At 58.7% G+C, this 26,030-nt stretch carries 25 protein-coding genes; 14 read left to right on the top strand and 11 right to left on the bottom strand.

Annotation, left to right across the window (positions count from 1 at the left end; genetic code table 11):
* The first annotated feature begins 45 nt into the window (after positions 1-45).
* Positions 46-1,512: a helix-turn-helix transcriptional regulator gene (locus tag C1722_RS12765; protein ID WP_102379761.1), complete on the top strand. Its 1,467-nt coding sequence runs from the start codon at positions 46-48 to the stop codon at positions 1,510-1,512.
* Between the two features lie 202 nt (positions 1,513-1,714).
* Here C1722_RS12765 and nifU read toward each other — a convergent pair whose 3' ends face one another.
* The 3 genes from nifU to cysK form a co-directional block, all read right to left on the bottom strand.
* On the bottom strand, positions 1,715-2,170 hold the full coding sequence (gene nifU / locus C1722_RS12760; RefSeq protein ID WP_102379760.1) for a Fe-S cluster assembly scaffold protein NifU: 456 nt from the start codon (positions 2,168-2,170) through the stop codon (positions 1,715-1,717).
* 62 nt (positions 2,171-2,232) lie between these two features.
* Entirely contained in the window at positions 2,233-3,420 is a 1,188-nt protein-coding gene (nifS, locus tag C1722_RS12755) for a cysteine desulfurase NifS (RefSeq protein WP_102379759.1), read from the bottom strand.
* Between the two features lie 18 nt (positions 3,421-3,438).
* Entirely contained in the window at positions 3,439-4,359 is a 921-nt protein-coding gene (cysK, locus tag C1722_RS12750) for a cysteine synthase A (protein WP_102379758.1), read from the bottom strand.
* Positions 4,360-4,669: 310 nt separating this feature from the next.
* Between cysK and C1722_RS12745 the strand changes: the two genes are divergently transcribed.
* Positions 4,670-5,089 (top strand): RrF2 family transcriptional regulator, encoded by a 420-nt coding sequence (locus C1722_RS12745; protein WP_102379757.1) that lies wholly within the window; start codon positions 4,670-4,672, stop codon positions 5,087-5,089.
* Positions 5,090-5,101: 12 nt separating this feature from the next.
* Here the strand turns inward: C1722_RS12745 and C1722_RS12740 are convergent, their stop codons facing one another.
* Positions 5,102-6,355, bottom strand: coding sequence for a hypothetical protein (locus C1722_RS12740; protein ID WP_146040685.1), 1,254 nt, complete (start codon positions 6,353-6,355; stop codon positions 5,102-5,104).
* Positions 6,356-6,577: 222 nt separating this feature from the next.
* Here C1722_RS12740 and C1722_RS12735 point away from each other — a divergent pair, with 222 nt between their 5' ends.
* Genes C1722_RS12735 through C1722_RS12725 form a run of 3 tightly spaced genes read left to right on the top strand, consistent with a single transcriptional unit; the run spans position 6,578 to position 11,112 of the window.
* Complete coding sequence (locus tag C1722_RS12735) at positions 6,578-9,067, top strand: molybdopterin-containing oxidoreductase family protein (protein ID WP_102379755.1); 2,490 nt, start codon at positions 6,578-6,580, stop codon at positions 9,065-9,067.
* Between the two features lie 5 nt (positions 9,068-9,072).
* Positions 9,073-9,816, top strand: coding sequence for a 4Fe-4S dicluster domain-containing protein (locus C1722_RS12730; RefSeq protein ID WP_102379754.1), 744 nt, complete (start codon positions 9,073-9,075; stop codon positions 9,814-9,816).
* A gap of 51 nt (positions 9,817-9,867) precedes the next feature.
* The gene (locus C1722_RS12725) at positions 9,868-11,112 is read left to right on the top strand and encodes an MFS transporter (protein ID WP_102379753.1); all 1,245 of its coding nucleotides are present in this window, start codon (positions 9,868-9,870) and stop codon (positions 11,110-11,112) included.
* Between the two features lie 488 nt (positions 11,113-11,600).
* On the opposite strand, the gene C1722_RS12715 is transcribed toward C1722_RS12725, so the two are convergent.
* Genes C1722_RS12715 through C1722_RS12705 form a run of 3 tightly spaced genes read right to left on the bottom strand, consistent with a single transcriptional unit; the run spans position 11,601 to position 13,577 of the window.
* Positions 11,601-12,314, bottom strand: coding sequence for an ABC-2 transporter permease (locus C1722_RS12715; RefSeq protein ID WP_102379751.1), 714 nt, complete (start codon positions 12,312-12,314; stop codon positions 11,601-11,603).
* Positions 12,311-13,201, bottom strand: coding sequence for an ABC transporter ATP-binding protein (locus C1722_RS12710; RefSeq protein ID WP_102379750.1), 891 nt, complete (start codon positions 13,199-13,201; stop codon positions 12,311-12,313). The genes C1722_RS12715 and C1722_RS12710 overlap by 4 nt, the downstream gene beginning before the upstream one ends.
* Positions 13,194-13,577 carry a GntR family transcriptional regulator gene (locus tag C1722_RS12705; RefSeq protein ID WP_102379749.1) on the bottom strand — a complete coding sequence of 128 codons (384 nt, stop codon included), beginning with the start codon at positions 13,575-13,577 and terminating at the stop codon, positions 13,194-13,196. The genes C1722_RS12710 and C1722_RS12705 overlap by 8 nt, the downstream gene beginning before the upstream one ends.
* A gap of 391 nt (positions 13,578-13,968) precedes the next feature.
* Here C1722_RS12705 and C1722_RS12700 point away from each other — a divergent pair, with 391 nt between their 5' ends.
* The 5 genes from C1722_RS12700 to C1722_RS12680 all read left to right on the top strand — a co-directional run bounded on the left by C1722_RS12700 (position 13,969) and on the right by C1722_RS12680 (position 20,818).
* Positions 13,969-15,435, top strand: coding sequence for a helix-turn-helix transcriptional regulator (locus C1722_RS12700; protein WP_102379748.1), 1,467 nt, complete (start codon positions 13,969-13,971; stop codon positions 15,433-15,435).
* Between the two features lie 81 nt (positions 15,436-15,516).
* Positions 15,517-16,803, top strand: coding sequence for an MFS transporter (locus C1722_RS12695; protein ID WP_102379747.1), 1,287 nt, complete (start codon positions 15,517-15,519; stop codon positions 16,801-16,803).
* 180 nt (positions 16,804-16,983) lie between these two features.
* Positions 16,984-19,239: a molybdopterin-dependent oxidoreductase gene (locus C1722_RS12690; RefSeq protein ID WP_102379746.1), complete on the top strand. Its 2,256-nt coding sequence runs from the start codon at positions 16,984-16,986 to the stop codon at positions 19,237-19,239.
* A 3-nt stretch (positions 19,240-19,242) separates the two neighbouring features.
* Positions 19,243-19,587 carry a 4Fe-4S binding protein gene (locus C1722_RS12685; protein WP_102379745.1) on the top strand — a complete coding sequence of 115 codons (345 nt, stop codon included), beginning with the start codon at positions 19,243-19,245 and terminating at the stop codon, positions 19,585-19,587.
* Between the two features lie 13 nt (positions 19,588-19,600).
* Positions 19,601-20,818: an MFS transporter gene (locus tag C1722_RS12680; RefSeq protein ID WP_102379744.1), complete on the top strand. Its 1,218-nt coding sequence runs from the start codon at positions 19,601-19,603 to the stop codon at positions 20,816-20,818.
* A 306-nt stretch (positions 20,819-21,124) separates the two neighbouring features.
* On the opposite strand, the gene dtd is transcribed toward C1722_RS12680, so the two are convergent.
* Complete coding sequence (gene dtd / locus C1722_RS12675) at positions 21,125-21,571, bottom strand: D-aminoacyl-tRNA deacylase (RefSeq protein WP_102379743.1); 447 nt, start codon at positions 21,569-21,571, stop codon at positions 21,125-21,127.
* Between the two features lie 12 nt (positions 21,572-21,583).
* Positions 21,584-22,363 carry an EFR1 family ferrodoxin gene (locus C1722_RS12670; RefSeq protein WP_102379742.1) on the bottom strand — a complete coding sequence of 260 codons (780 nt, stop codon included), beginning with the start codon at positions 22,361-22,363 and terminating at the stop codon, positions 21,584-21,586.
* Positions 22,364-22,601: 238 nt separating this feature from the next.
* Between C1722_RS12670 and C1722_RS12665 the strand changes: the two genes are divergently transcribed.
* From C1722_RS12665 to C1722_RS12650, 4 genes are all read left to right on the top strand, one after another.
* Positions 22,602-22,964: an arsenate reductase family protein gene (locus tag C1722_RS12665; protein ID WP_102379741.1), complete on the top strand. Its 363-nt coding sequence runs from the start codon at positions 22,602-22,604 to the stop codon at positions 22,962-22,964.
* A gap of 26 nt (positions 22,965-22,990) precedes the next feature.
* Complete coding sequence (locus C1722_RS12660; RefSeq protein ID WP_102379740.1) at positions 22,991-23,617, top strand: IMPACT family protein; 627 nt, start codon at positions 22,991-22,993, stop codon at positions 23,615-23,617.
* Positions 23,618-23,694: 77 nt separating this feature from the next.
* Positions 23,695-24,207, top strand: a complete 513-nt coding sequence (gene bilS / locus C1722_RS12655; RefSeq protein ID WP_102379739.1) for a flavodoxin family protein BilS — start codon at positions 23,695-23,697, stop codon at positions 24,205-24,207.
* Positions 24,208-24,210: 3 nt separating this feature from the next.
* Positions 24,211-24,462 carry a TfoX/Sxy family protein gene (locus C1722_RS12650; RefSeq protein ID WP_102379738.1) on the top strand — a complete coding sequence of 84 codons (252 nt, stop codon included), beginning with the start codon at positions 24,211-24,213 and terminating at the stop codon, positions 24,460-24,462.
* Between the two features lie 154 nt (positions 24,463-24,616).
* Here C1722_RS12650 and C1722_RS12645 read toward each other — a convergent pair whose 3' ends face one another.
* Together C1722_RS12645 and crcB are read right to left on the bottom strand one after the other, a co-directional pair.
* Positions 24,617-25,537: a DUF368 domain-containing protein gene (locus C1722_RS12645; protein ID WP_244902576.1), complete on the bottom strand. Its 921-nt coding sequence runs from the start codon at positions 25,535-25,537 to the stop codon at positions 24,617-24,619.
* Between the two features lie 4 nt (positions 25,538-25,541).
* Complete coding sequence (crcB, locus tag C1722_RS12640) at positions 25,542-25,955, bottom strand: fluoride efflux transporter CrcB (protein WP_102380385.1); 414 nt, start codon at positions 25,953-25,955, stop codon at positions 25,542-25,544.
* Between the last annotated feature and the right edge of the window lie 75 nt (positions 25,956-26,030).

The following is a 26,030-nucleotide window of genomic DNA, read 5'->3' as shown; positions in this document are numbered from 1 at the left end:
TATAATCGGCTCGAATCGTCGGGCCGGGGTGCGACAGGAGGCAGGATGGGCCGCGTTCTTCAAACGGTGAAGTCGACGGCGGACGACCTCAAGCGGGGCGGCATGATCGTCGTTCTCGGGTACATGATGTACGTCGCATGGGATTCGATGGAGCGGGACCGGTATCTGACGGCGTACCAGGGTGCTGGGGAGATACCCATCCTGTGGTCGCCGGCCTTTCTTACGGTCGCCCTGCTGTGCGCGTTGGCGGCGTTTCTCGCTCACAAAGGCATCGTGCGGACGCTCTACCTCAAGCCGCTCTGCATCGCGGTGCCGATTATCGGATCGGTGTCGAGCATCGTCTTGTGCCTGCAGCGCCTAGCGGGAGAAACGCCGAACCCTTGCCTTATCGCGACGTTCGGCTTGAGCATCGCGTGGTTCATTCTCGTGTGGGCGGAGCGGTTCGGCGCCATAGGAGGTTGGCGGACGTTTTCCATCGTGCTCGTGGCCGATGCCGTATCGGCGGTCGTACAGTACGTGTGCGTTCAGACCATGGGGTCTGCGGCTTTACTGGTTACCACGGCGCTGCTGCCAGTGCTCGCCGCTGTCTTGCTGCATTTCGCTCCGTATCGCGAGAGCGCTCGGGAGCTGAAAGGCAAATCCCCGACGTTCGCTTGGACGTGGGTTCTCGCGGTGGCGGTGGCGGCGTTCGGCGTCATGTACTTCATGCTCCGAAGCGTGCTGTACACCCATTCCTACACGTTCATCAATGCGGCGATTGTTCCCGCCGGGTCGCTCTGCGCCCTTGCAGTGCTGTTCTGCCTTGCGGTGTTTCTGCCCCATGGGGATCGCTTTGCCAACCTGTTCATTCCCGGAGCGATTGCCATCGCTACGCTCATGTTCGTGTTCGCCATGGTGCTCACGCCGTTTCTCCATGCCGATGCGGTATGGAGCGTGCTCGTCGTCATGGGCAACCGTTTCGGGTTCGTCGCGCTTATCGTGGGTTTGGCCGAACTATCCCATCGGCAGAACGTCTTGCCCGTTTCGGTATACGGGGTCGGTTTCGCTGCGCTGTATGCGGGGTATGCGGCAGGCGGCTTCGTCGGCGTGTATCTCGCCCAGTATGCCGAAAGCGTTACTGGCCTGCTGATCGGTTGCTCGATCCTCTCACTTCTATGCATCGGCCTTTCGTTCGCATGGATATTCCGCGAGCGTGCGGGTGAGGGCATAGCGAGGGTTGAGGGGGAGAAGGGATCGGCTGCCGCGCAATCGGAACCCTCGTCGTTCGATGGGTTCTTCGATGCGGCCATCGCCCAGGTGCAGCAGGAGTTCGAGCTGTCGCCGCGCGAAGCGGAGGTGCTCTCTCTCATGGCGCGGGGACGGACCGGACCCTATATATCGGAAACGCTGTTTATCTCGCAGAACACGACCAAGAAGCACATCCAGCACATCTACCGTAAACTCGACATCCATTCGAACCAGGAGGCGATCGACTTGGTCGAGGCGCGTTGTCGCTTGCTCGGAAAGGCGTAATCGCTGTCGATGCTGACGGGCTAGCCGCCAGTCTTGGACGCGCTGCTGCAATGGCTCTGGGCGGCAGCCGCGCTCTTCTCGCTCGCGGCGCGATCGGTCTGGAGCCAGGCGTCCTGAGCGCATAAACTCGAAGCCGAATGCTCAAAGGCGAAGAGCCGAAGCCCTCCGCCTTCGAACCTGTTTCGGTACGGCCCCGAAGCCGCTATGCGAGGGCGTACTCCGGCTCGGTTTCGTGCTCGTGAATGTCGGTCTTGGGCTTTTCGAGCCCCTCGATCACGATTCCCTCGCGTTCGGCGTAATCCCAGAGCGCGGCATGAATCGCCTCTTCGGCGAGCAGCGAGCAGTGTACCTTTACGGGCGGCAGGCCGTCGAGCGCTTCCATGACCGCCTTGTTCGTGACCTCGAGCGCTTCTTGGATCGTCTTGCCCTTGACGAGCTCGGTGGCCATCGAAGAGGTGGCGATGGCGGCGCCGCACCCGAAGGTCTTGAACTTCACGTCGCGGATGCGGCGGTTGTCGTCGATATCGAGGTATACGCGCATGATGTCGCCGCACTGGGCGTTGCCGACGGTTCCGCATCCGCTGCAGTTCTCTATCTCGCCAACGTTTCTCGGGTTGGTGAAGTGGTCCATTACTTTTTCGCTATAGGCAAAAGCCATGATCGGCTCCTTCCGGTTTCTTTGCTTGCAGGTCTGTTGCCGTTCGCGCGACGGCTCGGTTTCTAACTTGCCTTTTTCTGGTCTTTGAGGAAGTCCTCGTACAGCGGGCTCATGGCGCGGAGGTTCTCGATCGTGCCCTTGAGCGCGTCGATCGTATAGTCGACGTCCTCGCGGGTGGTGTCGCGTCCGAGCGTGAGGCGCAGCGACCCGTGCGCGATCTCGTGGGGCAACCCGATGGCCAGCAGCACGTGGCTCGGGTCGAGCGATCCCGAGGTGCAGGCCGATCCGCTCGAAGCGCTGACGCCCTTGAACGCGAGCTGCAGAAGCATGCCCTCGCCCTCGATGAACTCGAACGAGAAGTTCACGTTGTTGGGCAGGCGCTCGCGCCTGTGGCCGTTCAGGCGGCTGTGCGGAATTTCGCGTTCGATCCGCTCGATGGCGTAATCGCGCAGCTCGCCCAGCCGGGCGGCCTCTTCTGCCTGCTCGGCTAACGCGAGCTCGGTCGCCTTGGCGAATCCGACGATGCCCGCGACGTTCTCGGTGCCCGCGCGAAGCCCGCGCTCCTGCTGGCCGCCGTGGATGAACGCCTTGCTTCGAACGCCTTTTCTCATGTAGAGGAGCCCCGTGCCCTTCGGCCCGTAGATCTTGTGGGCCGAAGCCGACAGCAGGTCGATGCCCATTTCCTTGACGTCGATAGGCAGATGCCCGAACGCCTGAACCGCATCGGTATGGAAGAGCGCGCCGTGGTTGTGGGCAATCTTTGCAAGCTCGGCGATGGGCTCGACGGTGCCGATCTCGTTGTTGGCGAACATGATCGAGACGAGGATCGTGTCGGGCCTCATGGCCGCTTCGAGCGCGGCGGGGGAGACGATGCCGAACTCGTCGACCGGCACATACGTGATCTCGAAGCCGCGTTTCTCGAGGTATTCGGCCGTATGGAGGATCGCGTGGTGCTCGATCGCGCTCGTGACGATGTGGCGGCCTTTGGACTCGTATGCCTCAGCCGTCGCGATGAGCGCCCAGTTGTCCGATTCGCTGCCGCCCGAAGTGAAGTACACCTCGCGATCATCGGCGTTGATGGCCTGCGCAACGGTGCGGCGCGCTTCGGCGAGCGTTGCGGCCGCCTCTTCCCCGAGAGGATAGATCGAGCTCGCATTGCCGTATGCTTCGGTGAGGTGCGGCATCATCGCTTCGAGGACTTCGGGGCGCATCTGCGTGGTGGCCGCGTTGTCGAGATATATCTGCTTCATGGTGAATGCTCCTTGGTGCTATTCCGGCTCGATCATGGATAGGTAGCGCTCTCCGGTATCGGGCAGTACGACGACGATGGTCTTGCCTGCGAACTCGGGCCTTCGGGCAAGCGCGCGGGCGGCTGCCGTAGCGGCGCCCGACGAGATGCCCGCAAGCACCCCGATGTTGCGGGAGAGCTCGGCTTGGACGGCGAACGCCTCGGCGGTGGGAATGCGGACGACCTCGTCGTATATCGCGGTGTCGAGCGTGTCGGGTATGAAGCCCGCGCCGATGCCCTGGATCTTGTGCGGTCCCGATTGCCCGCCCGAGAGCACGGGCGACTCGTCGGGTTCGACGGCCGCGATGAAGAGATCGGGATTCTTGTTCTTCAGGAACGCGCCCGCGCCCGAGATCGTGCCGCCGGTGCCGACGCCCGCGACGAGCACGTCGACGTTGCCGTCGGTGTCGCGCCAGATTTCGGGTCCGGTCGTTTCGAAGTGGACGCGCGGATTGGCGGGGTTCTCGAACTGCCGCGGCATGAATGCTGCAGGGTCTTCGCCGAGCAGTTCTTCCGCTTTCGCGATGGCGCCGGGCATGCCCTTCGCGCCTTCGGTCAGCACGAGTTCGGCGCCGTATGCCGCCAAGAGCTTCCTGCGCTCGATGCTCATGGTTTCAGGCATGACGAGTGTGAGGCCGAAGCCCCTGGCTGCGGCGAGCATGGCAAGGCCGATGCCGGTATTGCCGCTTGTGGGTTCGATGATGCGTCCGCCGGGGGCGATAAGGCCCTCGGCCTCGGCGTCGTCGAGCATCGCTTTGGCGATGCGGTCCTTAATGCTTCCGCCGGGGTTGGCGGCTTCGAATTTGCCGAGTATTCGTGCGGGCTCCTGCTCGCCCGCAATGCCCGATATATCGAGTAGGGGGGTGTTGCCGATCAGGTTGTCGATGTTCCGTGCGTACATGGTGTGCTCCTCGTCGTTCGTCTTACGTCACCATAATTCCCAGTAATATACTAGGAATAAGATACTCGCAATAGTGGAAAAGTCAAGATATGTTGCCGAATGGTCGAAAAAACATAGTAATATAGTAGGAAATAAGCCCACGCGACGAGAATTCGAAGCCACATGTGTGCTTTGTGCCCCTGCGGCGGTTTGCGGCGGGTACAATGAAGGCTGCTTTACCATGCTCGCCGAACCGACCGTATGATTGAGTTCATCGGTTTTCGGGCGTCAAGAAGTATTTCTAATCCGGATCAGACGATGGGGTACCGCAATGATGATTTCGACCAAAGGACGCTATGCCTTGCGCTTGATGATCGACGTCGCCGAACAGGGCGACGGCGCTCGCGTGCCGCTGCGCGAGGTCGCCGAGCGTCAATCCATCTCTATCAAGTACCTTGAGCAGCTTGCAGGAAGTCTGGTGCGCGCCGGCCTGCTGAAGAGCACGCGCGGCGCACGGGGCGGATATGTGCTCACGCGGCCCGCTGCCGAGATGACCGCAGGCGACGTGCTGCGGGCCGCCGAGGGCAGCTGCGCTCCGGTTGCATGCCTCGAGGATGATTTCGGGGTATGCCCGCGCAGGGGCGAGTGCAACACCATATCGTTTTGGGAAGGTCTCGATCAAACGATCGAGCAGTACGTCGATGGCGTATCGCTTGCCGATCTGGTGAACAAGCCCGATTGTGCGATGTAGCGGCTCGGTGCTTTACGAGCGCCCGTCTGCATCCCCGCCGTATTCGGGCTGCAGGATGGCGTCGAGTATCTTGTCGCGGTTGAGCAATTCGGAGGAGATTGCTTTCTCCATGAGCTTTTCAAGCGTTTCGGCGAGGTCGACGGCGCAGAACAGGCGGTGTTTCGACAAGCGGGATATCTCGCGGACTATTCCTGCTTCCGTGAGCTCTTTCATGGCGTTGTTGGTCGCTGAAAACCCCCGTCCGATTTTTTCTGACGCAATTGCAATGGTAAGGCAGGGCCATCCGAGGAATAGCTTGGCGAGCGTGAGCGTTGCTGAATCGCTCCGCGTCTTGCTGAGGCTTTTCTGCCATCTCTGCCAATAGGCGGCAAGGATGCTTTGGCAAAGGTGGGCGGTCTTCACGGCCATTTCAGCGCAATAGGAACTGTGTCGGAAATCCGTTTGCATACTCGTTTCGGAAGTCTTACTGTTGACGAGACCTTCCATGTTCGAAACGAGCGATTGAACGTGGCGTGTGACGTTTCGCGCCGGGCCGATGGCGAGTGGAGCGATGCTGCTGGTAAGGACTCCTCGCCGGTAGAAGACCAGATGGGAAAAAACTCGTTCGTATGCATCGAGGTTTCCCTCGTAGGGCTTGATCAGCTGCAGCTGGGCATGAGAGATTTCAGCTTGCGCCGAGGGGGTTAATATGTTTGCGTTCAAAAGGTCGATATAGTCGTCGATGAGCGCATCCTTCGCAGGCGTTTGTCGCCTGCTTTCGGCGGATTCCGCTTTCCTGCGGATCGCTCTTCGCTCGCGAGGATCGAGGGATTCCGGATTTGCGATGGCTTCGATCTCGTTTTCGTTGTACAGATCGCGGATCGTTTCGAAGATGCCCGAATCGATGACGGTGTCTTTCGCGATGTTGCGCGCGACCCAATCGACGGTTCGCATGTAGCGGTAGGAAACGGTGGCACCCGAGGCGTCTTCGAGCCCCAGTTTGTTCGCGAGGCGGTAGAGCCTCGTGCAGTCGTCGTCGGTGAACGGGGTGTTGAGAATGGCAGCCTCCAGCTTAAGGAGGTCGAGGTATTTCACACGTCTCCCATCGATGCTCACGGACGAAAGCGCCTCGACACGCAACAGCTGCTGCCTGGTTTCGCTCATGAGCTGGCTTTGGGATGCAAGCGCGTCGAACCTCACCAAGTCCATTTCTGAAGAAGAGAGAAGACCTGCGGTATAGCCGTCGATGCAGATCGATTCGTATCGGGATAAGCTGCGCATTTCCATTGGCTCCCCCTAAGACAAGTGCATGCGAGCATGGTTGTTCGTTCCGCTTGGAACATTATATTGTCATTTAGGGTAACAAGCTACAACATTGCAGGTTAGGGTCTCTTCCTGCAATTCAAAGCGCAAGGTCATCATTATTTCCATCTTGCTATAAATGAATTCCCTGTTCAAGACGATATGCTCCGCACCATAGCAGCCGAATTGATTCAGTGAGGGGGAATAATGACGAGAGAACGCGTAATCGGCGATCTTTCTGCGGCGCACGACGGCACAGAAATCAAGTACACGTGCTGTGCGCAGAACGGGTGTTGGGATGCCAGCTGCATCGTCAGATGCGAAACGAAAGACGGAGAGCTCGTTTCGCTTTCTGCGGATGACAGCATCAACGCCGGGTTGCCGCGCGAAGACGTGAGCGAGGAAGCTCTTTGGCAGGGCATGGTGCAGATGAGACCTTGCGCCATGGGCCACGCTTGGAAAGGGGAACTCAACGCCGAGACGAGGATCCTTCATCCGCTTAAGCGCATTGGGGGCAAAGGCCCGGGCAACGGTCATTTTGTCGAGATTTCTTGGGAAGAAGCGCTCGACACGGTTGCCGGAAAGCTAGTGGAATTCAAAGAAAAATACGGTCCGTACTGCATAGCCCACAGCGTAGACGATGTGTTCGAGGATTGCGGCTTCAAGCTGGCCCCTTGGTTTGGCATGGGCATGGCTGCGTGGGGCGATAGCTCATGTTCGGGAACGACGTGCGGTGAGAAAATGCACCTCGGATTCGACATGGTGGGGGCGTTTCACGGCAACACCGACGTATGCGTTGGCTTCGAGGCGCCCGATCTGTTCAATTCGAAGCTGATCGTGCTTTGGGGCCTCGATCCTTTGGTGGGTTGGTACGGGTCGGTCTCCTACTACATGAAACTCGCTGCAGAACGCGGCGCGCAGATCATCGTCATCGATCCGCGCTACACCAACAGCGCAGAGACGCTTGCCGACCAATGGCTTCCCATACGCCCCGGCACCGACATCGCCATGCTCCTTGCGGTCGCCTACGTTCTGTACAGCGAAGGCATTTACGACCGCGAATACGTTGACCGATGGGTTGAACCGGACGGCTTCGAGGCCTGGCGCCGATACGTCATGGGAGAAACCGATGGCATTCCGAAGACACCGGAGTGGGCAGAGCCTATCACCGCTCTTCCAGCGGAAACGATCAGGGGATTTGCGAATCTGTATGCAACGAGCAAGCCGGTCCACCTCCATTTTTACTATGCGCCGGCGAAACGTCATCTCGGCGAATATGCGGCGAACGCGGCGATGCTTTTGCAGGCGATGACGGGAAACCTCTCTATCCCGGGCGGTTGCGAGACGGGATGCAGTCTGATCACGCCTCCGAGGATGCCGTTCCCCTCCGTCGACTGGCAGCAGGCGGCTCCCGAGTACAATCCCCCCGTCTGCTACAACATCCAAAAGATTGCAGAGGCCATCATCCAGCGCCCGAACCTCGATAGCGGCACCATCGACGAGGAGACGTATCGCGCGCTCATCGGCTCGCCTCCGGCATCCCCGCTTCCGAACATTAAGATGATGATCGTCGAAAACCAGTATCCCATCAGTCACCACGAAACCAACAAGCGCATGAAATCGCTTGAGATGTGCGAGTTCAACTGGGGTTTCCAGTGGCATTACGGGCAGGCGTCCCTAGAGTTCATGGACATCGTGTTCCCGGGCGTCAACATGATGTTCGAATCGCGCGATAACTACCAACTTGGCTCGGAGCGGTTCATGTACGGCCCGAACGGCATGCGCAATTACTTTCTGTACGCCGATAAGATCTGCGAGCGTCCGGGCGAGGTGCGTCCGATCCATTGGGTACACACCGAAATTGCGAAGAGGCTCGGTATTGCGGAGAAGTACAATCCCCGCCTGGCGAACGTATCGCTTGACGAATGGGACGATGCGGTGCATGAACTCTATCACGAGGCCTACGATGCGTGGGCGGCCGATCCGGCCGGTGAGCTGAAAGCGCTTGGTATCGAGCCGAAGCCTTGGAACGAATTCTTGAAGATGCCCGTCGTGCGCATCCCGATCGACAAACCCTTCTATCCTTACAAGAACTACATGGAAGCGGAAGAGGAGAAAAGCCCGTTTGCTACGCTGAGCGGCAAGATCGAGTTCTCTTCGAAGACGGTTGAGCTGCTCGATATGAGGACGCAGACCTGGTATCGGGGAGGTCTCGAGCCGATCCCCGTTTACGACCCCGCGTACATGGAAGGCAAACCCGCAAACGACAGCTTCTACAACCCGAAGGCCGAGCGGTATCCGCTCTCACTGGTAACGCCCGTCTCCGCATATCGGCAGCACGCCTGCCTCGACGCGAATCCCCAGCTGCGCGACGAGTGCTATCGCCACGCGATCTGGATGAGTCCCGTCGATGCAAAGAAGCGGGGTCTGAAAGACGGCGACGTTGCGCGCGCGTACAACGAATTCGGCGAGGTGCGCATGCCCGTGTACGTCACGTCCCGCATGATGCCGGGAACGGCCGCCGTTTTTCACGGCGCATGGTATACGCCGAAGATCGAAGAGAAGACGGAAAACATGCCCTACGGACTCGACCTGAGGGGCACGCCCAATTTTCTGATCGGCGATGAGCACGCTCCCCATATCGTCGGGGCGCTTCTCACGGCAGGGCTTATTGAGGTCGAGAGAGCTGGGAGGTAGTAGCAATGACCCAATACGGATTTTTTTTCGACCAGAGCCGCTGCTACGGCTGCCAAGCGTGCGCGACGGCGTGCAAAGACTGGAACGGCCTCGCGCCCGGTCCCGAGAAGTGGATGACCGTTTACGAATGGGAGTCGGGAGCCTTTCCTCTGACGAGGATCCATACCCTTGCGTTTTCATGCGGGCACTGCGAGAACCCTGCGTGCGTTCCCGCGTGCCCCGAGAATGCGGTTTTCAAGGAAGACCGGTTCGGCGCCGTTCTTGTCGATGACGAGAAATGCGTCGGATGCCGCGAATGCGCGAAGGCCTGCCCGTTCGGTGCTCCAAAGTTCGCCTCCGACGACGAGGGCGAGAAGATGAGCAAATGCACGATGTGCGTCGACAAGCTCATCAGGGGTGACCAGCCGCAGTGCGCACTTGCCTGTCCGATGCGCGCTTTCGATTTCGGTCCTTTGAGCGAGCTCATTGAGAAGTACGGCGATGTGCGCTCGCTTGAGGGTATGCCCGATACAGACGTTCTCAGGCCGGCTATGGTATTCAAAGGGCTAGCCGAGCGCAAGGAGCTGATTCCGTTCGATGCCGAAAAGGTTATCAGACTCAATGCTGATCGCGGCGATCTGCCGAAACTCTTTGACGAGGCGACCGACGTCACGGAGATACCGGAAGGCATCGTTCTTCGGAACGGGCTCACGATGAGGCATGACTCTGCGGGCGACCTTATGCGGGCAACAAGAAATGATTTGGGGTAACGGCTGAGTGCAGCCAAACATATCAGTTTTCAACGTTTGAAAGGGGAACACGTGGAAGCAGCAAAGAAGAGCATAAGCGCGTACAACCCGAGGGTGGCCTGGCTTGCTCTCCTCGGTGGCGTTGCAATTTACTTCGTCAACAGTGCGGCCCAGTACAAGATTCCGCCCATCATGCTCGAACTCAACCAGGCTTTGGGGCTGACGCTATCGGAATCGGGGTGGCTCATGTCCATCATGAGCCTCTTCGGCTTGATCTTGGCATTGCCCGCCGGCGGCATAATCATGAAGATCGGCGTGAAGTGGACGACGGTCATCGCTGCCGGGTTCCAGCTCGTCGGTTCGCTGATCGGGACGTTCGCTGGCGGTTTCGAGTTGATGCTGGTCAGCAGGGCTCTCGAGGGCGTCGCCCTTGGTTTGTGCAATGTCGTCTCCTTCGCGGTGGTAACCTCGTTTTTCCCTTCGGAAAAGCGAGGCGTGCCGAATTCCTGCGTGACGGCGCTGTTTACCGTTTCGGTGTTCATGATGATGAACGTCGCCGTTCCGCTCGATAACAGCTTCGGCTGGCAGGGCATCTGGTGGTTCGTCAATATCCTGAGCGTTTTGGCGGTTCTTGCCGCCCTGTTCCTGATACCCGGCAAAGACAAGGAGATCGACTTCGACGAAGATGTCGAGCAGCCGGGCGTGAAAGAAAAGGTCGACTACAGGAAGCTTCTGAGGACGCCGGCGATCTGGATTCTACCCCTCGTGTTCATCGGTTTCAACATCGGCTACTACGGCATCTCCACCTATATGCCGACCTATCTTGTCGAGGTTGTCGGTGCCGATCAGGCTACCGCAAACTTCGCGGTAAGCTGGAACTCGCTCGTTGGACTTCCCGCAGCCCTCATTATCGGCGTGATCCTGAACAAGGTGAAGATTCCCAATCGCAAGTACGTTACGGCGATCACGATGTTCGTTCTTGCCGTTTGCTACTTCGTAGCGTTCAGTATGCCGACCGTCGAGTCCGCGGCGTTCCTGCTCATCTTTATGGGATTCATCTGCACCTTCGTTCCCGTTTCGCTCTATACGATCGGGCCGGATGCCATTCCTTCGGCGGCGTACGCAGCCATCATTCTCGCTATCGTCACCTTTGGCCAGAACCTTGGCATGACGCTCGGCCCGCTGGTCGTTGGCTACATCGTCGATGCGGCCGGTAACTTCGCAGCCAGTGCCATGCCGCTTGCGGTTCTGGCTGCCATAGGCGGCTTCATCATGCTTTTCGTCAAAGTGAAGAAGCGAAACGCCAGCGAAGCGTAGCGGGATTCGGTAAAAGCTGCCGGCAGTGTAGAATCGAGAGAGAGGATCATCCAGTGTGTTTCAGACCGTCAAATGCTTCGGCATCGGAGGCGAACAAATGCCCCGAATGCGGAAAGACCATTCCCCTGTTGGGGGGAGTCGTGCTGATGGAATGCCCTTTTTGCAAGTGTGATTTTTCCCCGTACATCAACCCCGACGGGACGCCTAAGATGAAGGCACCGGGCGCTTGCGCCCCTGCGGCACCAGGCATCCATCAGGCGCCAAGTGCTCCTGGGGCACCGAAGCCGCCTGCGGCCCCGAAACCGTAGCGCCTCGGGTTTTTTCGCTGCTGCATTAGCGCGATCGATTTGCGCTGGTGCTTGCAGTACGATCGAGGATATGCCGAATCGATGGGAAGCGGTCCGATCCGTTGGGTTTGACGGGTCGGACCGCGTGCTATGCAGCGGTGATTCGTGCCTGTGCTTTCGAGCCGCTCGCGTCGGCCGCCCTTAGAACTCGCGCTTCGCGTAGAGCTTCACCGAGAGCATGCACGAGGCCAGGTAGATCACGGCGCTGATTGCGATGATAATGCCTGCGATCGCAAACGTCCCGGCAACGGTTTCCATCATCGATCCGACGGTGTTGAGAAACGGCATGAACGAACCGAAGTCAAGTTTGAACACCTCTCCCGAACCGACTCCGAGCAATATGACGACGAGGAAGAACACCGGCACGTAGCGAACGGCTTTCGTCATTCCAAAGCGGGCGATGAGGGGCAGCGTGATGGATAACATGACGCAGATCATGCCGACGGGCGCGATGGCGCTCAGTATTATCTCCTGGGCGCTTAAGCTCGCCGATAGGCCGAACAGCTCCGGGATGTTAGGCATGAAGCTCGATGCCGCGACAACGATCAGGCACGCTGCAAGCCCCAGTACAATGCTGAAAAGCAGCACGATCGCCAAACTCGCATACCTGCCTGCGATGACGTTTCTGCGAGAGAGCGGCAAGACGAGGCGGAACTGCTCCCAGTTGTTGCGCTCGTCGTAGGCGAGCAACGTGAACGCAAGGGAGAACGGCATCATGACACCGAGAAACGGTACGATCATGTAGATGTTTCCCATGAAGATCGACAGGGCAATCACGATAACCGTATACAGGAGCGCCTGTTGCTTCATGTACTTCTTAACGGTCAGAAGATCCGAGAGAATCATTGCCTTCATCGGGTCTCTCCTTTCAGCATCAATCCCATGTAGGTGTCGATGCTCGCCTTGTCGAGTGCGATGTCCTTGAAGTTCTCGGCGAAGGCGAAGCGGTCGGGTACGAGTACGGAAATACCGTAAGTGTGACGCAGGTAGCGCATATCGCCGGGCGCGAAGAACCCGCTTTCCGCAAGGGACTCGAACTCGGCGACGCGGCAGTGGGCAACGCCGGCGGTATCGGTGATGGCGTCTTTCTCAACGGAGAAGACGATGCGCCCCCCGTCGATGCAGACGATGTAGTCGGCGATCTTCTCGAGGTCGGAGGTGATGTGGCTCGACATGAGGATCCCGTGCCGTTCGTTGCGCATGAAGTCGCGCAGCACGTCGAGCGCTTCGTCTCGGGCGAGGGGATCGAGGCCCGCGGTCGCTTCGTCGAGGATGAGTAGTTCGGGATTATGCGCAAGCGCGCAAGCAAGCGAGAGTTTCATGCCCATGCCGCGGGAGAGGTCCTTGACGGTTTTGTCTCGAGGCAGCTCGAACATGTCGAGATACCGTTCGAACAGGGTGCTATCCCAGGCGGTGTAGCAGTAGCTCATGAGCTTGCCGACGTTTTTGACGTTCATTTCCTCGGGAAACGAGCAGGTGTCGAAGACGACGCCCATGCGCTGTTTGATGGAGACGGTCTGCGAAGAGGACATGTGCGCATCGATACGCTGCCCGAACACTTCGATCGAGCCGGAATCGGGCGCGATGAGGTCGAGGACGGCCTTGATGGTGGTCGTTTTGCCGGCGCCGTTGGAACCGACGAACCCGACGATGCTTCCGGCGGGTACGTGCAGGTCGATATTCTGTAGATCGAAGCCATCGTAGTGCTTCGACAGGTTTCGTATGTCAAGCAGGTTATTCATGGTCGTTGCTTTCTATCAGGAGGGCGAGCATGTCGATGAGGTCGTTCGGATCGATATCGGCGCTGTGCGCTTCGTCGATCGCCTGGGAAAGGAGGTCTTCGACTCGGCGGAGGCGTTCCTCGCGGAGAAGCTCGAGGTTGCCGCCGGCGACGAAGCTGCCTTTGCCCTGCACCGTCTCGATGAACCCTTGAGCCTCGAGATCGGCGTAGGCGCGTTTGGTGGTGATAACGCTGATGCGCAGATCGCCTGCAAGCGCGCGAATAGAGGGAAGTTGCTGGCCCTCGGCGAGCTGCCCGCTCAGGATGAGGTCTTTCATCTGAGAGGTGATCTGCTCGTAGATGGGCTTGCTACTTGAATTTGAAATGATGATGTCCAATAGTGCTCCTCGGTTACCGGTTCGTGAGGCGCCCGGCGTCCCGAGTGCCTCGGTGGCCGGTTGCAGCGTCCCGCGTCCGGCCGGATAGGATCGAGCACGTTCCTCGCGCCTATCGTCGGGTATAGTGTATATACCCTATATGCACACTATAGACACAGTATACACACCCGTCAAGAAGTTTTTGGAAAAGAGCCGAACCCGGCGAATTCGGTGATTTGCGGTATTTGACAAAATCGCGCGATTTGTTTCTAATGGGCGTACTCGGTGCCGGGAGCTCTGTCGCGGGCGGGGCACCTTGAGCGCTTTGCGACGAGCGGCGGTTGGCGGAAGTTGGCAGGGGGTTGCCCGTTTTCGAGCGCGACAATGTCTTACAACAGCATAAGGGGGAATCATGGCCGTTGCCGCAAACAACGATCAACAGCAGATGCTGCTCAGCCGAAGCGGGGCGACGCTCATAGCGGGCGTACTTTCGCTGGCGGCGTACTGGGGATGGATATTCTCGACGTATTCCTCGACGGTCATCAACCCGTTCGGATCCGATGGAATCACCGCTTATCTGGCTTTGCTGGTTATAGCGGCAGGGTCTTCGGCGCTGTGCATGTTCGTAACGGCGCTTGCCCCCGATCGGATGGAGTCGTTCTTCCGCGGGACGGGAGGCACGGTGCTCCTTGCAGTGCTTTCGCCGATCGGTTGCATTCCCGCTTTCCTGAGTCGTTTGGGCGTCGATGTCACGTTTGCCCAAGCGCTGGTTCCATGGATTGTATCCACGTTCGTATCGTCGCTGATCTTTCTTAAGACGGGAGCCTTCTTCGTATGGCTTAAACGCGCGAAGCTGTCGCGTTGCATCGCGCTGAGTTTTCTTCTGGCGGCGATGTTCTACGTGCTCTCGCTGCTGCTGTCTGCGATTGTGGGCGTTCTCCTGGTTATGGTGCTGCCGGTCGTTTCGTGCATCTGCACGCTTGTGGCCGACCGATATATGGCCGGTGCGCAGCCGGTCGACAAAGGTACGCGTGCGGCGGTCGAGCGCAGGAAGGAATCGCTCGGATCGCGCATCGCCGAGCTCAGGCATTTCGCACCGCTGACCCTTATCTACACCATATCCTTCGGGATCGTGTCGCATGTGGTGCTTTATCTGGCATCGGTGCACGATCTGATTATCGTCATCGCCGTGTCCATCCTTGTGTCCTCCGTGTTCGCCGCCGTCTGCTCGTTCGTGTTCAAGGCGAATTTCGAAGCGGAGCGCATACGCCGCTTGCTGTTGCCGCTCATCGCGGTTGCCCTGCTTCCGTTCCCCTATCTCTCACCCGTGATGAAGGTCGTGTTTCTCTCGGTTGCGGTGTTCGGATTCACGTGCTTCGACGCCATCGGATGGGGAGATTTGGCCGATGAGGTGCGCGATCGCGGTTTGAAGCTTTTCGGTTACCTCAGTGCGGCGTCGACCATCAACTTCGCAGGTATTTTTGTGGGATGGGGTATCGGGTACCTCTTGTTTTCGCTTTTAGGGGAGGGCGGCTATGAAACGGGGTTCGGCATCGTTTCGATCGTTCTCGTCATACTGCTCATCCTCAATCTGGTGATGGACAGCATCGGGGAGACCGAAGGCGGCGGCGTTGCCAAGACGACGGAGTTCCGCGATACGTGGAAGGAGCGTTGCGTGAGCGTGGCGCAAAGCCATAAGCTTACCAAGCAGGAAGAGCGCATATTCATCATGCTGGCGCGCGGCCGTAATTACAAACACATTTCAGACGAGCTCTATATATCGGTTCATACCGTCAAGACCCACATCTACCACATATACAAAAAGCTCGATATCCACTCCCAGCAAGAGCTTATCGACATGGTGGAGATCGAGCTGTGACAATGAGATCGATCTGCGAAAACCGTTTCTCATACCCTATGTAATACCGCGTTTTGGCGCCAAAATGGCGACGGCGGTTCGATGTGCCGCGTGTGCCGCGTGCTCAATACTTGCGCTGCATGTATTGTTGCGGAAAGGGGGAGCACTATGCGTCGCAAAGCTTGGATTCCCGTATGGGCGATCATCATCGCCAGCATTTTGATTGCAACTCAATATGGGAAGGTTCCGCCATCACAGCCATCGATGATCGAGTCATTGGGCCTCTCGTACACCATGCAGGGGCTTCTGATGACGGCATTCTCTGCGTCGGCGCTTGTCATGGCGCTGTTCGGGGGAGTTCTGATCGATCGTTTCGGGGCGCGAAAGGTGGTGAGCGTGGCGCTTGTCGTATCCGTTGTCGGAACGGTGATCGGCATGTTCATGACCAATGATGCAGGATTGCTTGCATCGCGCGTATTGGAGGGAGCCGGCTACGGGGTAACCATGACGGCGGGTCCCGTGATCATCGCTGCGTGGTACGAACCGGCAAAACGAGGAATCGTATCAGGCGTTTGGGGAGCGAACGTGGGCATCGGCATGCTGATTTCGCTTGGCGTTGCCAACCCCATTCTCTCGACCACCGATTGGACGGGCATGTGGGTGTTCTCGCTGATATCAACCGTGCTGGCAGCCGCGCTCGTCGTCATATGCGTCCGTATGCCCGACATGTCGCAACGGCGTGATCTCGATGAGATCGAGGCGGAGCGCGAAGGTAAGAAGCACGGTGTGCTCTGGGGCTATATGGCGCCGCTCGCCATGTTGACGGCGTTCATGTTCTTCCTCGTGGGTGGCGCAACCGATGCGTTCAACAGTTTCACCATCACCTATCTGAACATCGATTTGGACCACACGTACGAAGATGCGAACATGGCTTCGATGATCGCATCGTTTGGTATGCTGGTCGGCTCCATCATCGTCGGTATTATCTTTGCTCGCGTTCGCGATAAGGGTATGGTGCTCATCGTCAACATCGTTCTTTGCATTATCGTGCAGTTCGCCTGGTTCAATCTCGACGCTTCGATGCCGGTCATGTTCTTTGTGGCGTTTCTGGCAGGATGCGTGCTGGGAGCTGCGCCGACGCTCTTTTTCGCCATACCGCCGTTCGTCGCTCGCTCGTCTACGACGGTTGGTGCTGCCGTGGCGCTTGTGGTGCTCGGTCAGAATCTGGGAACGCTTGCCGTGCCCACACTCGTCGGATCGGTGCTCGACAATGCAAACTACTCGGCTGCTGCGATGGTCATGGGCGGCCTATCCTGCGTTGCGCTCGTTGCCGCATTCGTTTTTAGGGCACGTTTTCGCAAACGCGAAGAACAGGCGGAAACAGCCTGATCGCACCTGTTTGAGCCGCATCATACCGTTGGTCATACCGGTTGTTTCGTAGGCGTTCAACCTTAATGCAGAGTACGAAATACGATGATCGGCCGATTACCGAGAGCCGATACGTACGGCAGAATCCACAACCAGTGCAAGGCATGAGTTCAGCAAAACGTGAGATCAAAAGGAGGAGAAATGGAAGACAAAAGGGAATATGCCCTCGTCGAGCATGAGAAACCGTTCAGGTACGATGAAGACGGTCTGCATGTGACGCGCGGGAGCGCATGGTCGGGCCCCGGATGCCATTTGGGGTGCGGCTTGCTCATGTACACCGATGACGAGGGCCGTCTCGTCAAGGTGGAGGGCGATCCGGAAAACCCCTTCAACGAAGGAAGGCTCTGCTGCCGCTGTCTGGCGTTGCCCGAAGTGGTCTATCACGAGGATCGCATTCTATATCCCATGAAGCGCGCCAAAGAGGATCGTGGCAAAGATCGATGGGAGCGTATCTCTTGGGAGGAGGCGCTCGACACCATTGCGACGACGTTTCTCGATCTGAAAGAGAAGTACGGCCCTGAGTGCATCGCATTCTACTCGGGCACGGGCCGCGATATCGGTCAATATATTACACGGTTGAGCTGGGGCTTTGGGAGTCCGAATTTCGTTTTCGCAATGAGCGGGCAGTCGTGTTACTCGCCGCGCGTTGCGGGATGCTTCGCGAATACCGGTGCGTTTTGGCTGGGAGATTACTCGCAGCAGTTCCCTGATCGCTACGATAATCCCAATTGGGTACTTCCCGAATGCATCGTCGTGTGGGGCAACAATCCCCTCGTATCGAACTCGGACGGCCTGTACGGCCATTGGATCGTCGATTGTATGAAGCGCGGATCGAAGCTCGTTACCATCGATCCGCGGCTGACCTGGCTCGGAGCAAAATCGGAGCACTTCTTGCAGATCAGGCCCGGCACGGATGCCGCACTTGCTTTGGGCATGATCAACTACATCATCAAAGAAGACCTCTACGATCACGAGTTCGTCGATTTATGGTGCTACGGATTCGATGAGCTTGCCGAGCGGGCAGCGGAGTTTCCGCTCGGCAAAACGTCCGAGATCACTTGGATTCCCGAAGAAGATATTGCGGCGGTCGCCCGCTTCATCGCCGAGGCGAACAATGCGATCCTTCAGTGGGGCGTCGCCATCGACCAAACTAAGGAAACGATTCCGACCGCGCAGGCACTGCTCGCCGTCTTCGAGATCACCGGCAACATCGACAAACCGGGCGCTATGGTCAATCCGCCGAGCATTCTCTACTACGCCGCTGGCTGGGGATCGGAATTCCTGACCGAAGAGCAATACAACAAGCGCATTGGGCTGCCCGAGTATCCGTTGTTGAACCTTGGGTTCCAGGAGTGCGCGACCGACGAGCTCATCAAGACGCTCGAGACGGGCAAGCCCTACAAGCTTCGGGCTGCGTGGCTGCAGACCACCAATATCCTTGCATGCACGAGCCCTGATCCGGAGCGCACGCTCGCAGCCCACAACAACTACGATTTCATTGTCTGCGTCGACCTGTTCATGACGCCGACGGCAATGGCACTCGCCGATATCTTTCTGCCCGCTACCACGTTCCCCGAACGTAACGGCCTGCGCATCGGCGACGGCATGCAGCGCGGCGAAACGATCAATCAGGTTATCGAGCCTCTCGGCGAATGTAAATCCGACATGGAAATCGATCTCGAGATCGGCAAACGTATCTCTCCCGACGTGTGGCCGTGGGATACGGTTGAAGACATGTACACGAGCATCCTTGCGGAAACAGGATACAACTTCGAGGAGATGCAGGAAGTCGCACCTGGGTTCCCCCCGTTCGAATACAACATGCATGAGAAGGGCACGCTGCGTGAAGACGGGCAACCCGGTTTCCAGACGCCGACCGGCCGCATCGAACTGTGGTCGCACTACTACAACCATGCCGATCTCGATCCGCTGCCGTATTTCGAGGAGCCGTCGCCGGGCCCTGGCGCCACTCCCGAGCTGCTCGACGAGTATCCGCTCGTGCTTACCACGGGTGCCCGCATTTGGAGCATGTTCCACTCGGAGCATCGGCAGATCCCGCACCTGAGAGCTTTGCATCCCGATGCGATAATCCAGGTCAATCCAAAGACTGCCGCCAAGTACGGCGTGAAAGACGGGGATTGGGTTTGGGTTGAGAACCAGCGCGGCCGCTGCAAGCGCCGCGTCGTTGAAACGCCGGTTATGGATGAGCGCGTGTGCAGCACCGACCATGCATGGTGGCTTCCCGAGGCGCCCGGCGAACTCGAGGACGGCCTATACGGCATGTTCGATCTCGACATCGGCAACCTCATCGAATACAAGTGCGGCAAATCGGGTTTTGGCGCTAACTACAAGACGCTGCTGTGCAAGATATATCGTGTCGATGAGGGGGAGGAGTAGGTTATGACCGCATACGGTTTGCTTATTGATTACGAGTGGTGCACCGGGTGCCATACCTGTGAGGTCGCCTGTCAGATGGAGCATGGGTTTCCCGTTGACCAATGGGGGATAAAACTTGTCGAGGTGGGGCCTTGGGAGTATGCTCCCAAAACGTGGCAGTACACGTATCTGCCCGTCCCTACCGACCAGTGCGATCTGTGCGCTGAGCGCGTTGGCAAAGGCAAGGTTCCGACGTGCGTGCACCACTGCCAGGCGAAGTGCATCGAATACGGTCCCGTAGACGAGCTCGCTGCAAAGCTTGCCGAAAAGCCCAAGCAGAGCATTTTCCGTCCAGCCGAGACGAAGTAGAGGAGCGGTCTATATGAAGAAGCATGCTTGGATTCCCGTATGGGCCATCATCGTAGCCAGTATCCTGATCAGTTTCGAATACGGCAAAGTGCCGCCATCGCAGCCGTCGATGATCGAGGTTTTGGGCTTGTCGTATACCATGCAGGGCCTGCTGATGACCTCGTTCTCCGTTGCGGCTATCGTCATGGGCCTGGTTGGCGGAACGCTCATCGATCGCTTTGGCGCCCGCAAGATCGTGAGCATCGCTCTTGTGGTTTCGATCGTCGGCAACGTGCTGAGCCTGTTTTGGACAAGCGATGCGGGGTTGTTGGTTTCCCGCGTTATGGAGGGCTTCGGCTACGGTGCCGTAATGACGGGCGGGCCGGTAATCATTTCGGCTTGGTACGCTCCTGCAAAACGCGGTCTGGCTTACGGTGTGTGGGGTGCGAACGTAGGCGTCGGCATGCTCATCTGCACCGGTGCCGCCAATCCGATCCTCGCCGTATCCGATTGGTCGGGTATGTGGGTCTTTGCGCTCATCGGTGCGGTTTTGGCTCTGCTCATGGTTGCCATCTGCGTGGGCATGCCCGCCGACGAAGACAGGCAAGACCTTTTCCTCGACGATGGGTCGACGGTCGAGTCCGATGAAAAGCACGGGGTTTTATGGGGGTATCTGGCGCCGCTGCCCATTCTTGCTGCGCTCATGTTCTTTCTCGTGGGTGGCGCGACCGATGCGTTCAACAGCTTTACCATCACGTATTTGAACGTTGCGCTCGGCTACGACTACGGCGCGGCGAATCTCTGCTCGTTCATCGCTTCGATCGGCCTGCTTGTCGGTGCGGTCATCATGGGCTTCGTGTTCGCAAAGGCCAAGGATAAGGGCCTTGTTCTGATCGTCAATATCGTGCTGGCTGCCATCGGCCTGTTCCTGTGGTTCAGCATCGACCTTCCCCTGGAAGCTACCTACGTGATCGCGTTCTTCATCGGTTGCGTGCTCGGTGCCGCCCCCACCGCTTTCTTTGCCGTCGCTCCCATGACGGCGCGCTCTAAAGACACCGTGGGTTCGGCGAACGCCGTTATCGTGCTCGGCCAGAACATGGGTACGTTGGTTATCCCCACGGTAGTGGGCATGGTGCTCGACGCCTCATCGTTCATGATGGCGGCTATGGTCATGGGCGGCGTATCGGTTGTGGCTCTCGGCATTTCGTTTGCATGGCGCAGCATCTACCGGAAGAAGATGGCCGAGAAGTAAGGGATTCGAATACCTTATCGCAGTTGGATCGAATCGTTTCGGGGGCGGGCTTCTTCGGGGCCCGCCCCCGCGCTTAAAGGAGGAAGGTCGTGTGCTATCCATGTTGCGGTTGCGGTAAATGCAGGCCGAAGTTCAGCATGCAAACTTGCCCGAGCTGCTGGCAGGAAAACGAACCCGGTGCAACCGCGTGTGCTCTGTGCGGCTATGTGTTTCCGCCGCGACCCGGCGTATCGGCCAAGAATGCGGTCGGAAAGAAGCGCGGCAGCGAAAGAAAAGGCGATAGCGGGACGGGCGGATCTGCGGGTTCTACAACGAATCGGTATCGAGCCAGAGCGTAAACGGCCCCTCGTTGACGAGCTTCACGTCCATCATGGCGGCGAACACGCCGGTATCTACGTGCGGCACATCTGCGCGGGCGAGATCGGCGAAGTATTCGTAGAGGCGCTTCGCCTCGTCGGGCGCACCCGCTTCGGTGAACGAAGGGCGGTTTCCCTTCTTGCAGTTGGCGAACAGCGTGAACTGGGATACAACGAGCACTTCGCCGCGCACGTCGGAAAGCGAAAGGTTCGTCTTGCCCTCGTCGTCTTCGAATATGCGAAGCTTGGCTGTTTTCGCCCAGAGTTTCTCCGCCTGCGCCTCGGTGTCGCCGTGGCCGACGCCGAGAAAGATCACGAGACCCTTCCCGATAGAGCCGACCGTTTTACCGTCGACGTCCACTCGAGCTTCCGATACTCGCTGAATGAGCGCTCTCATGCCGCCCGCCGATCAGCCGGCCAGCACGGGGTTTACGTAGCGCCCGCGCGCTTCGGTCTTCTTGCCGTACTGAATCGAATGGAACGGACAGCGGTGAAGGCAGCCGAGGCATTGCGTGCAGCCCATCTCGGCCCAGCGCGGCCTTCCGTCGATGATGGTGATGGTGTTCGTGGGGCAGTTGTCGGCACAGCGTCCGCAGCCGATGCAGGTTTCGAGCGTGTAGAACTCCGCCGTTGAGCGGGGTTTTTCTTCGCTTTCGGTAAATTTGGACATGATCAGGCCGAACGGATTTCGGGTTTCCTTGCGCACGGCGGCGCGCTGCTTGACGTCTTCGGCGACGCGAAACGATTTCGCGAGGGCGTCGTCGAGGAGCTTCTCGCGTTTCCTGCCCTCGGCGGGTGCGTAGAGATAGGTGCAGTTACCGACTGATTTCACGCTGAACGAGGCATCGAGGTTGATGCCTTGGGTGCGTCGAAGCTCGTCGGCGAAGAACCGCGCCGTGTTGCCCACGAACGCTCCGCAAGAGAGCACCACATAACAGTATCCTGGCATGAACGGCTTACCGTCGCGGCCGGTGAAGCGCGCCTTTTTCAGAAAGGCGTCGATGATCGGCGGCGTCGTCCACGCGTAGACGGGAAATACGAATCCGAGGTTCTGCCCCTGGATCATCGTGAAGTCGAACTGCTTGTACTTGTACGCCTTGCCGATGTCGACGATCGTATCGTTGGTCTCGTCGCCGAGTACCTGCGCCGTAGCGAGCGAGTTGCCCGTGCCGGTGAAGTAGAAGATCATGGTGCCCTCCTGGTCGTTTACTGGTATCCAGTATACGCATCGCCGCCGTTTCGGTCTTCGATTGCGAACGACTTGTTGATAACGCGTTAGGGCGGGTGCGATCGGCTGTGGCAGCGTCGGTGCGGCGGGCGGCAGGAGTGCTTCGCGAATCGGACGGTCCGGTTTGCGGCGGCAGCGCTCGTTTTCCGCGCAACGCCGATCGACTTTGCTATGATGGATTCAAACGGAAGGAGATCCTATGGCGGATATCGTATTCATCTGGTACCCGAAATGCTCGACGAGCAAAAAGGCCAAGAAGTGGCTCGACGATCACGGCATCGCATACACCGAGCGGGATATCGTCATCAACAATCCCACGGCAGTGGAGCTCAAAGCCTGGCATGCGAAAAGCGGGCTTCCCCTCAGGCGATTCTTCAATACGAGCGGTATGCTGTACCGCGAGCAGAACATCAGAGAGAAGCTCGATGCGGGCATGCCCGATGATGAGGCCTACGGGCTTTTGGCAACGAACGGCATGCTCGTGAAGCGCCCGATCGTCGTAGGCGACGATTTCGTGCTGACGGGCTTTCGCGAAGCCGATTGGGAACGGGCGCTCCTCTAGGGTGCCGAAAGCCGTACGCCGGTAGCATGACCGATCAATCCTACACAACCGTCGACGGGCTGGCCGTTGCCGAGGTTACCGAGAAGAAGAGCCGCTTCATCTCGTCTCTCTCGCACGCCGAAACCGAGGATGAAGCGCTGGCGTTCGTCGAAGCGATCAAGGCGGCCAACCGCATGGCGCGCCACAACGTCTATGCTTACGTTTTGCGCGAAGGCGGGCGCGTGCGCTACTCGGACGATGGCGAGCCTCAGAAGACCGCGGGGCTTCCGACGCTCGAAGTCGTAGTACATGCGGGGCTTACCGACGTCGTCGTGGTAACCACCCGCTACTTCGGCGGCACCCTTCTCGGGACGGGCGGGCTCGTACGCGCCTATACGGCATCTGCGCAAGCCGCTGTCGAGGCTGCGCGACTCGTGGTGGTGTCGAGGTGCGTCGATGTGAGTACTGCGGTGCCGTATTCCCTCTATGAACAGGCGATCCGCATTGCGGATGCATGCGGGGCCAAGGTCGAGCGCAGTGATTTTTCCGATGAGGTGGCGCTTGTCTTTCGCATGCTCGACGGGACGCAGGCCCCCCTCGAAGAAAAGCTCTCAGAGCTTTCGCGCGGACGGGCTTTCGTCTCGGTGTCCGAGCCGTTCGATGCGGCGTTTTGAACGTCGCGTGACGGTTCGGTTGAGGGTGCTGCCTTTCCCCTTGCGCGCTGCTATGATGAGGGCGATAGGAGATGGCTATGAAGTACCTTATTACGTTTGCGAGTACGACGGGAAACACCCAGGAGCTCGCGCAAGCCGTACGCGAAGCGCTCGACCCCGAGGAGTGCGTCAACTTCGGCTCCACTATGATGATCGCGCCGCATGACGTGGTCGAGGCGAAGCGGGTATACGTGGGGTTCTGGACCAACCGCGGTACTTGCCCCGATGCGATCGCTGAGTTTCTAGGCGGCCTTGCGGGCAAGGAAGTGTTCCTGTTCGGCACCGCTGGATTCGGTGAAAGCCAGGATTACTTCGATGGCATTCTTGCCCGAGTGAGGGAACATGTGCCGAAGAGCGCGCGCATCATCGGGGAATTCATGTGCCAAGGCAGGATGCCGTCGAGCGTGCGCACGCGCTACGAGGCGATGCTCTCGGATTCCGACGAAGAGGCGAAGGCGCGGTTTCTCATCGAGAACTTCGATCGTGCGAGCAGCCACCCCGACGAGACCGATCTGTCCAAACTCAAAGAAGCAGTAGGAAAGGCGAGGTGAGCCATGAAATTGAGCGAACTTCCCAACATCGGCGCCCATGCCGAACAGCAGCTGACCGAGGTCGGCATCGATACGGCGGAAGCATTGATCGAAGCCGGTGCCGAGCAGGCGTGGCTGCGGGTGAAGACCATCGATCCGGGCGTATGCCTCCATATGCTCTACGGCCTCGAGGGCGCGGTGCAGGGCATTCCGAAAAAGAACCTGTCGCCCGAGCGGAAAGCCGAGCTCAAGGCGTTCTTCGACGCTGAACGATAATTGTCGGCACGTGCCCCCGAGGGTTTTGGGCCTCAACGCAACCGTCGGCGAAAACGCGCGGCATGCGCGAGTCCGCGCGATCGTCGGAATCGGGTTTCCGATCAGCGGAATCGCCGGATACGAGCGCTTTTCCGACTATCGGAAGCGTTGCGGGTTAGCGATCCTTGTGGTTTTCGCCGGGGGTGTCGTCGAGCTTTCTCTTGAGCAGTTGCAGCCCTGCGACAACGGCGCCGCCGATAAGGAAGAACAGGACGCTGAACTGACCCAATCCCATGGCGGGCATCGGCGAGGCAAGCGTGAGCGGCCCCTGCGTGATCGAGTACAGCGAGCCGATCATCATGCCGACGATGCAGTAGATCGTCTGCGATCGGTAGCGGCGCAGGCAGAATCGGATGAGTCTCACGAACAGTAGAACGCCGCATACGACGCCCAGAACGAACACGCCCAGGATGGGTGCGTAGGCGAAGTCGAATCCCATGACGCTGCGCACTGCGCCCATGATGGGCACGTAGAGCCCGAATATCAGCAGCAGCGTCGAACCCGAGATGCCCGGCAGCACCATGGCCGAGATGGCTATCATGGCGGCGAAGAACACGTAGGCGACGAGTCCGAAATCGAGGTGTTCGATGGCCACGTTCACGCCTGCACCCGATGCGGGATTGAGCAGCGTGACGGCGACGACGAGCGCAATGCCCGCAACCGTAAAGGCGAGGTTGCCCCAGCGGCCTTGCAGCGATCGCTTTTCCTCGAGCGCAACAACGGGTATGGCAAACACGATGAAGCCCATGAACAGCGAGCTCACCTCGTAGATATGCGAATCGAAAAAGCTCGTGAGCACGGCGGCCGATATGCCGAAACCGACGATCCAGCCGATGGCGAGTTTGGCGAGAAACCTGATCGCTTCGAGCCGATCGTTTTTCTTTCCATGGAACAGATCGTCGAGCGAGCCGATGAACCGATCGTAGAATCCGAGCAGAAACGCGATTGTTCCGCCGGAAACGCCTGGCACGCTATCGGCCAGCGCCATGCAGAATCCCCGGATAAAATTGATCGCGAGGTTTTTGGCTCTGCGCACGGCGTTACGCCTTCCAGATGATCTGCGCTAGGAGGCGTCCCGCAAAAACGCCTACGAGGCAGAGGGCGAGGCTCAGCCCGATATAGAGCGCACCCAAGCCCGTTGCTCCCGATTGAAGGAGGTCGATGCTCTCGAGGCTGAACGTCGAGAAGGTGGTGAAACCACCGAGGATGCCGGTTATGCAGAAGAGCTTCCACGAGCCGCTCGTGGGAAAATCGGCTTGCATGAAGAAATGCGAGGCAAAGCCGATCACGAAGCACCCGACGATGTTGACGATGTTGACGAAAATCGTCGCCACGGGAAATCCTGCGAGCGCATGTTCCGAGGGGATGAGCGCCTGTGTCGCCAGGGCGACACCGTAACGGCCAGCCGCCCCGATGGCGCCTCCTGCGGCGACGGCTAAGAAACTGAAAAGCATGGTCTGGGCTTTCTCGTGTAGTGTGCGATAATCGAACCAAAAGGTATTGTAGGACATGTTGAACGGCCGCGTGCC

Origin of the sequence: Raoultibacter timonensis, assembly GCF_900240215.1 — a bacterium.
Lineage (GTDB): Bacteria > Actinomycetota > Coriobacteriia > Coriobacteriales > Eggerthellaceae > Raoultibacter > Raoultibacter timonensis.
This window is presented reverse-complemented; position numbering and strand designations above follow the sequence as displayed.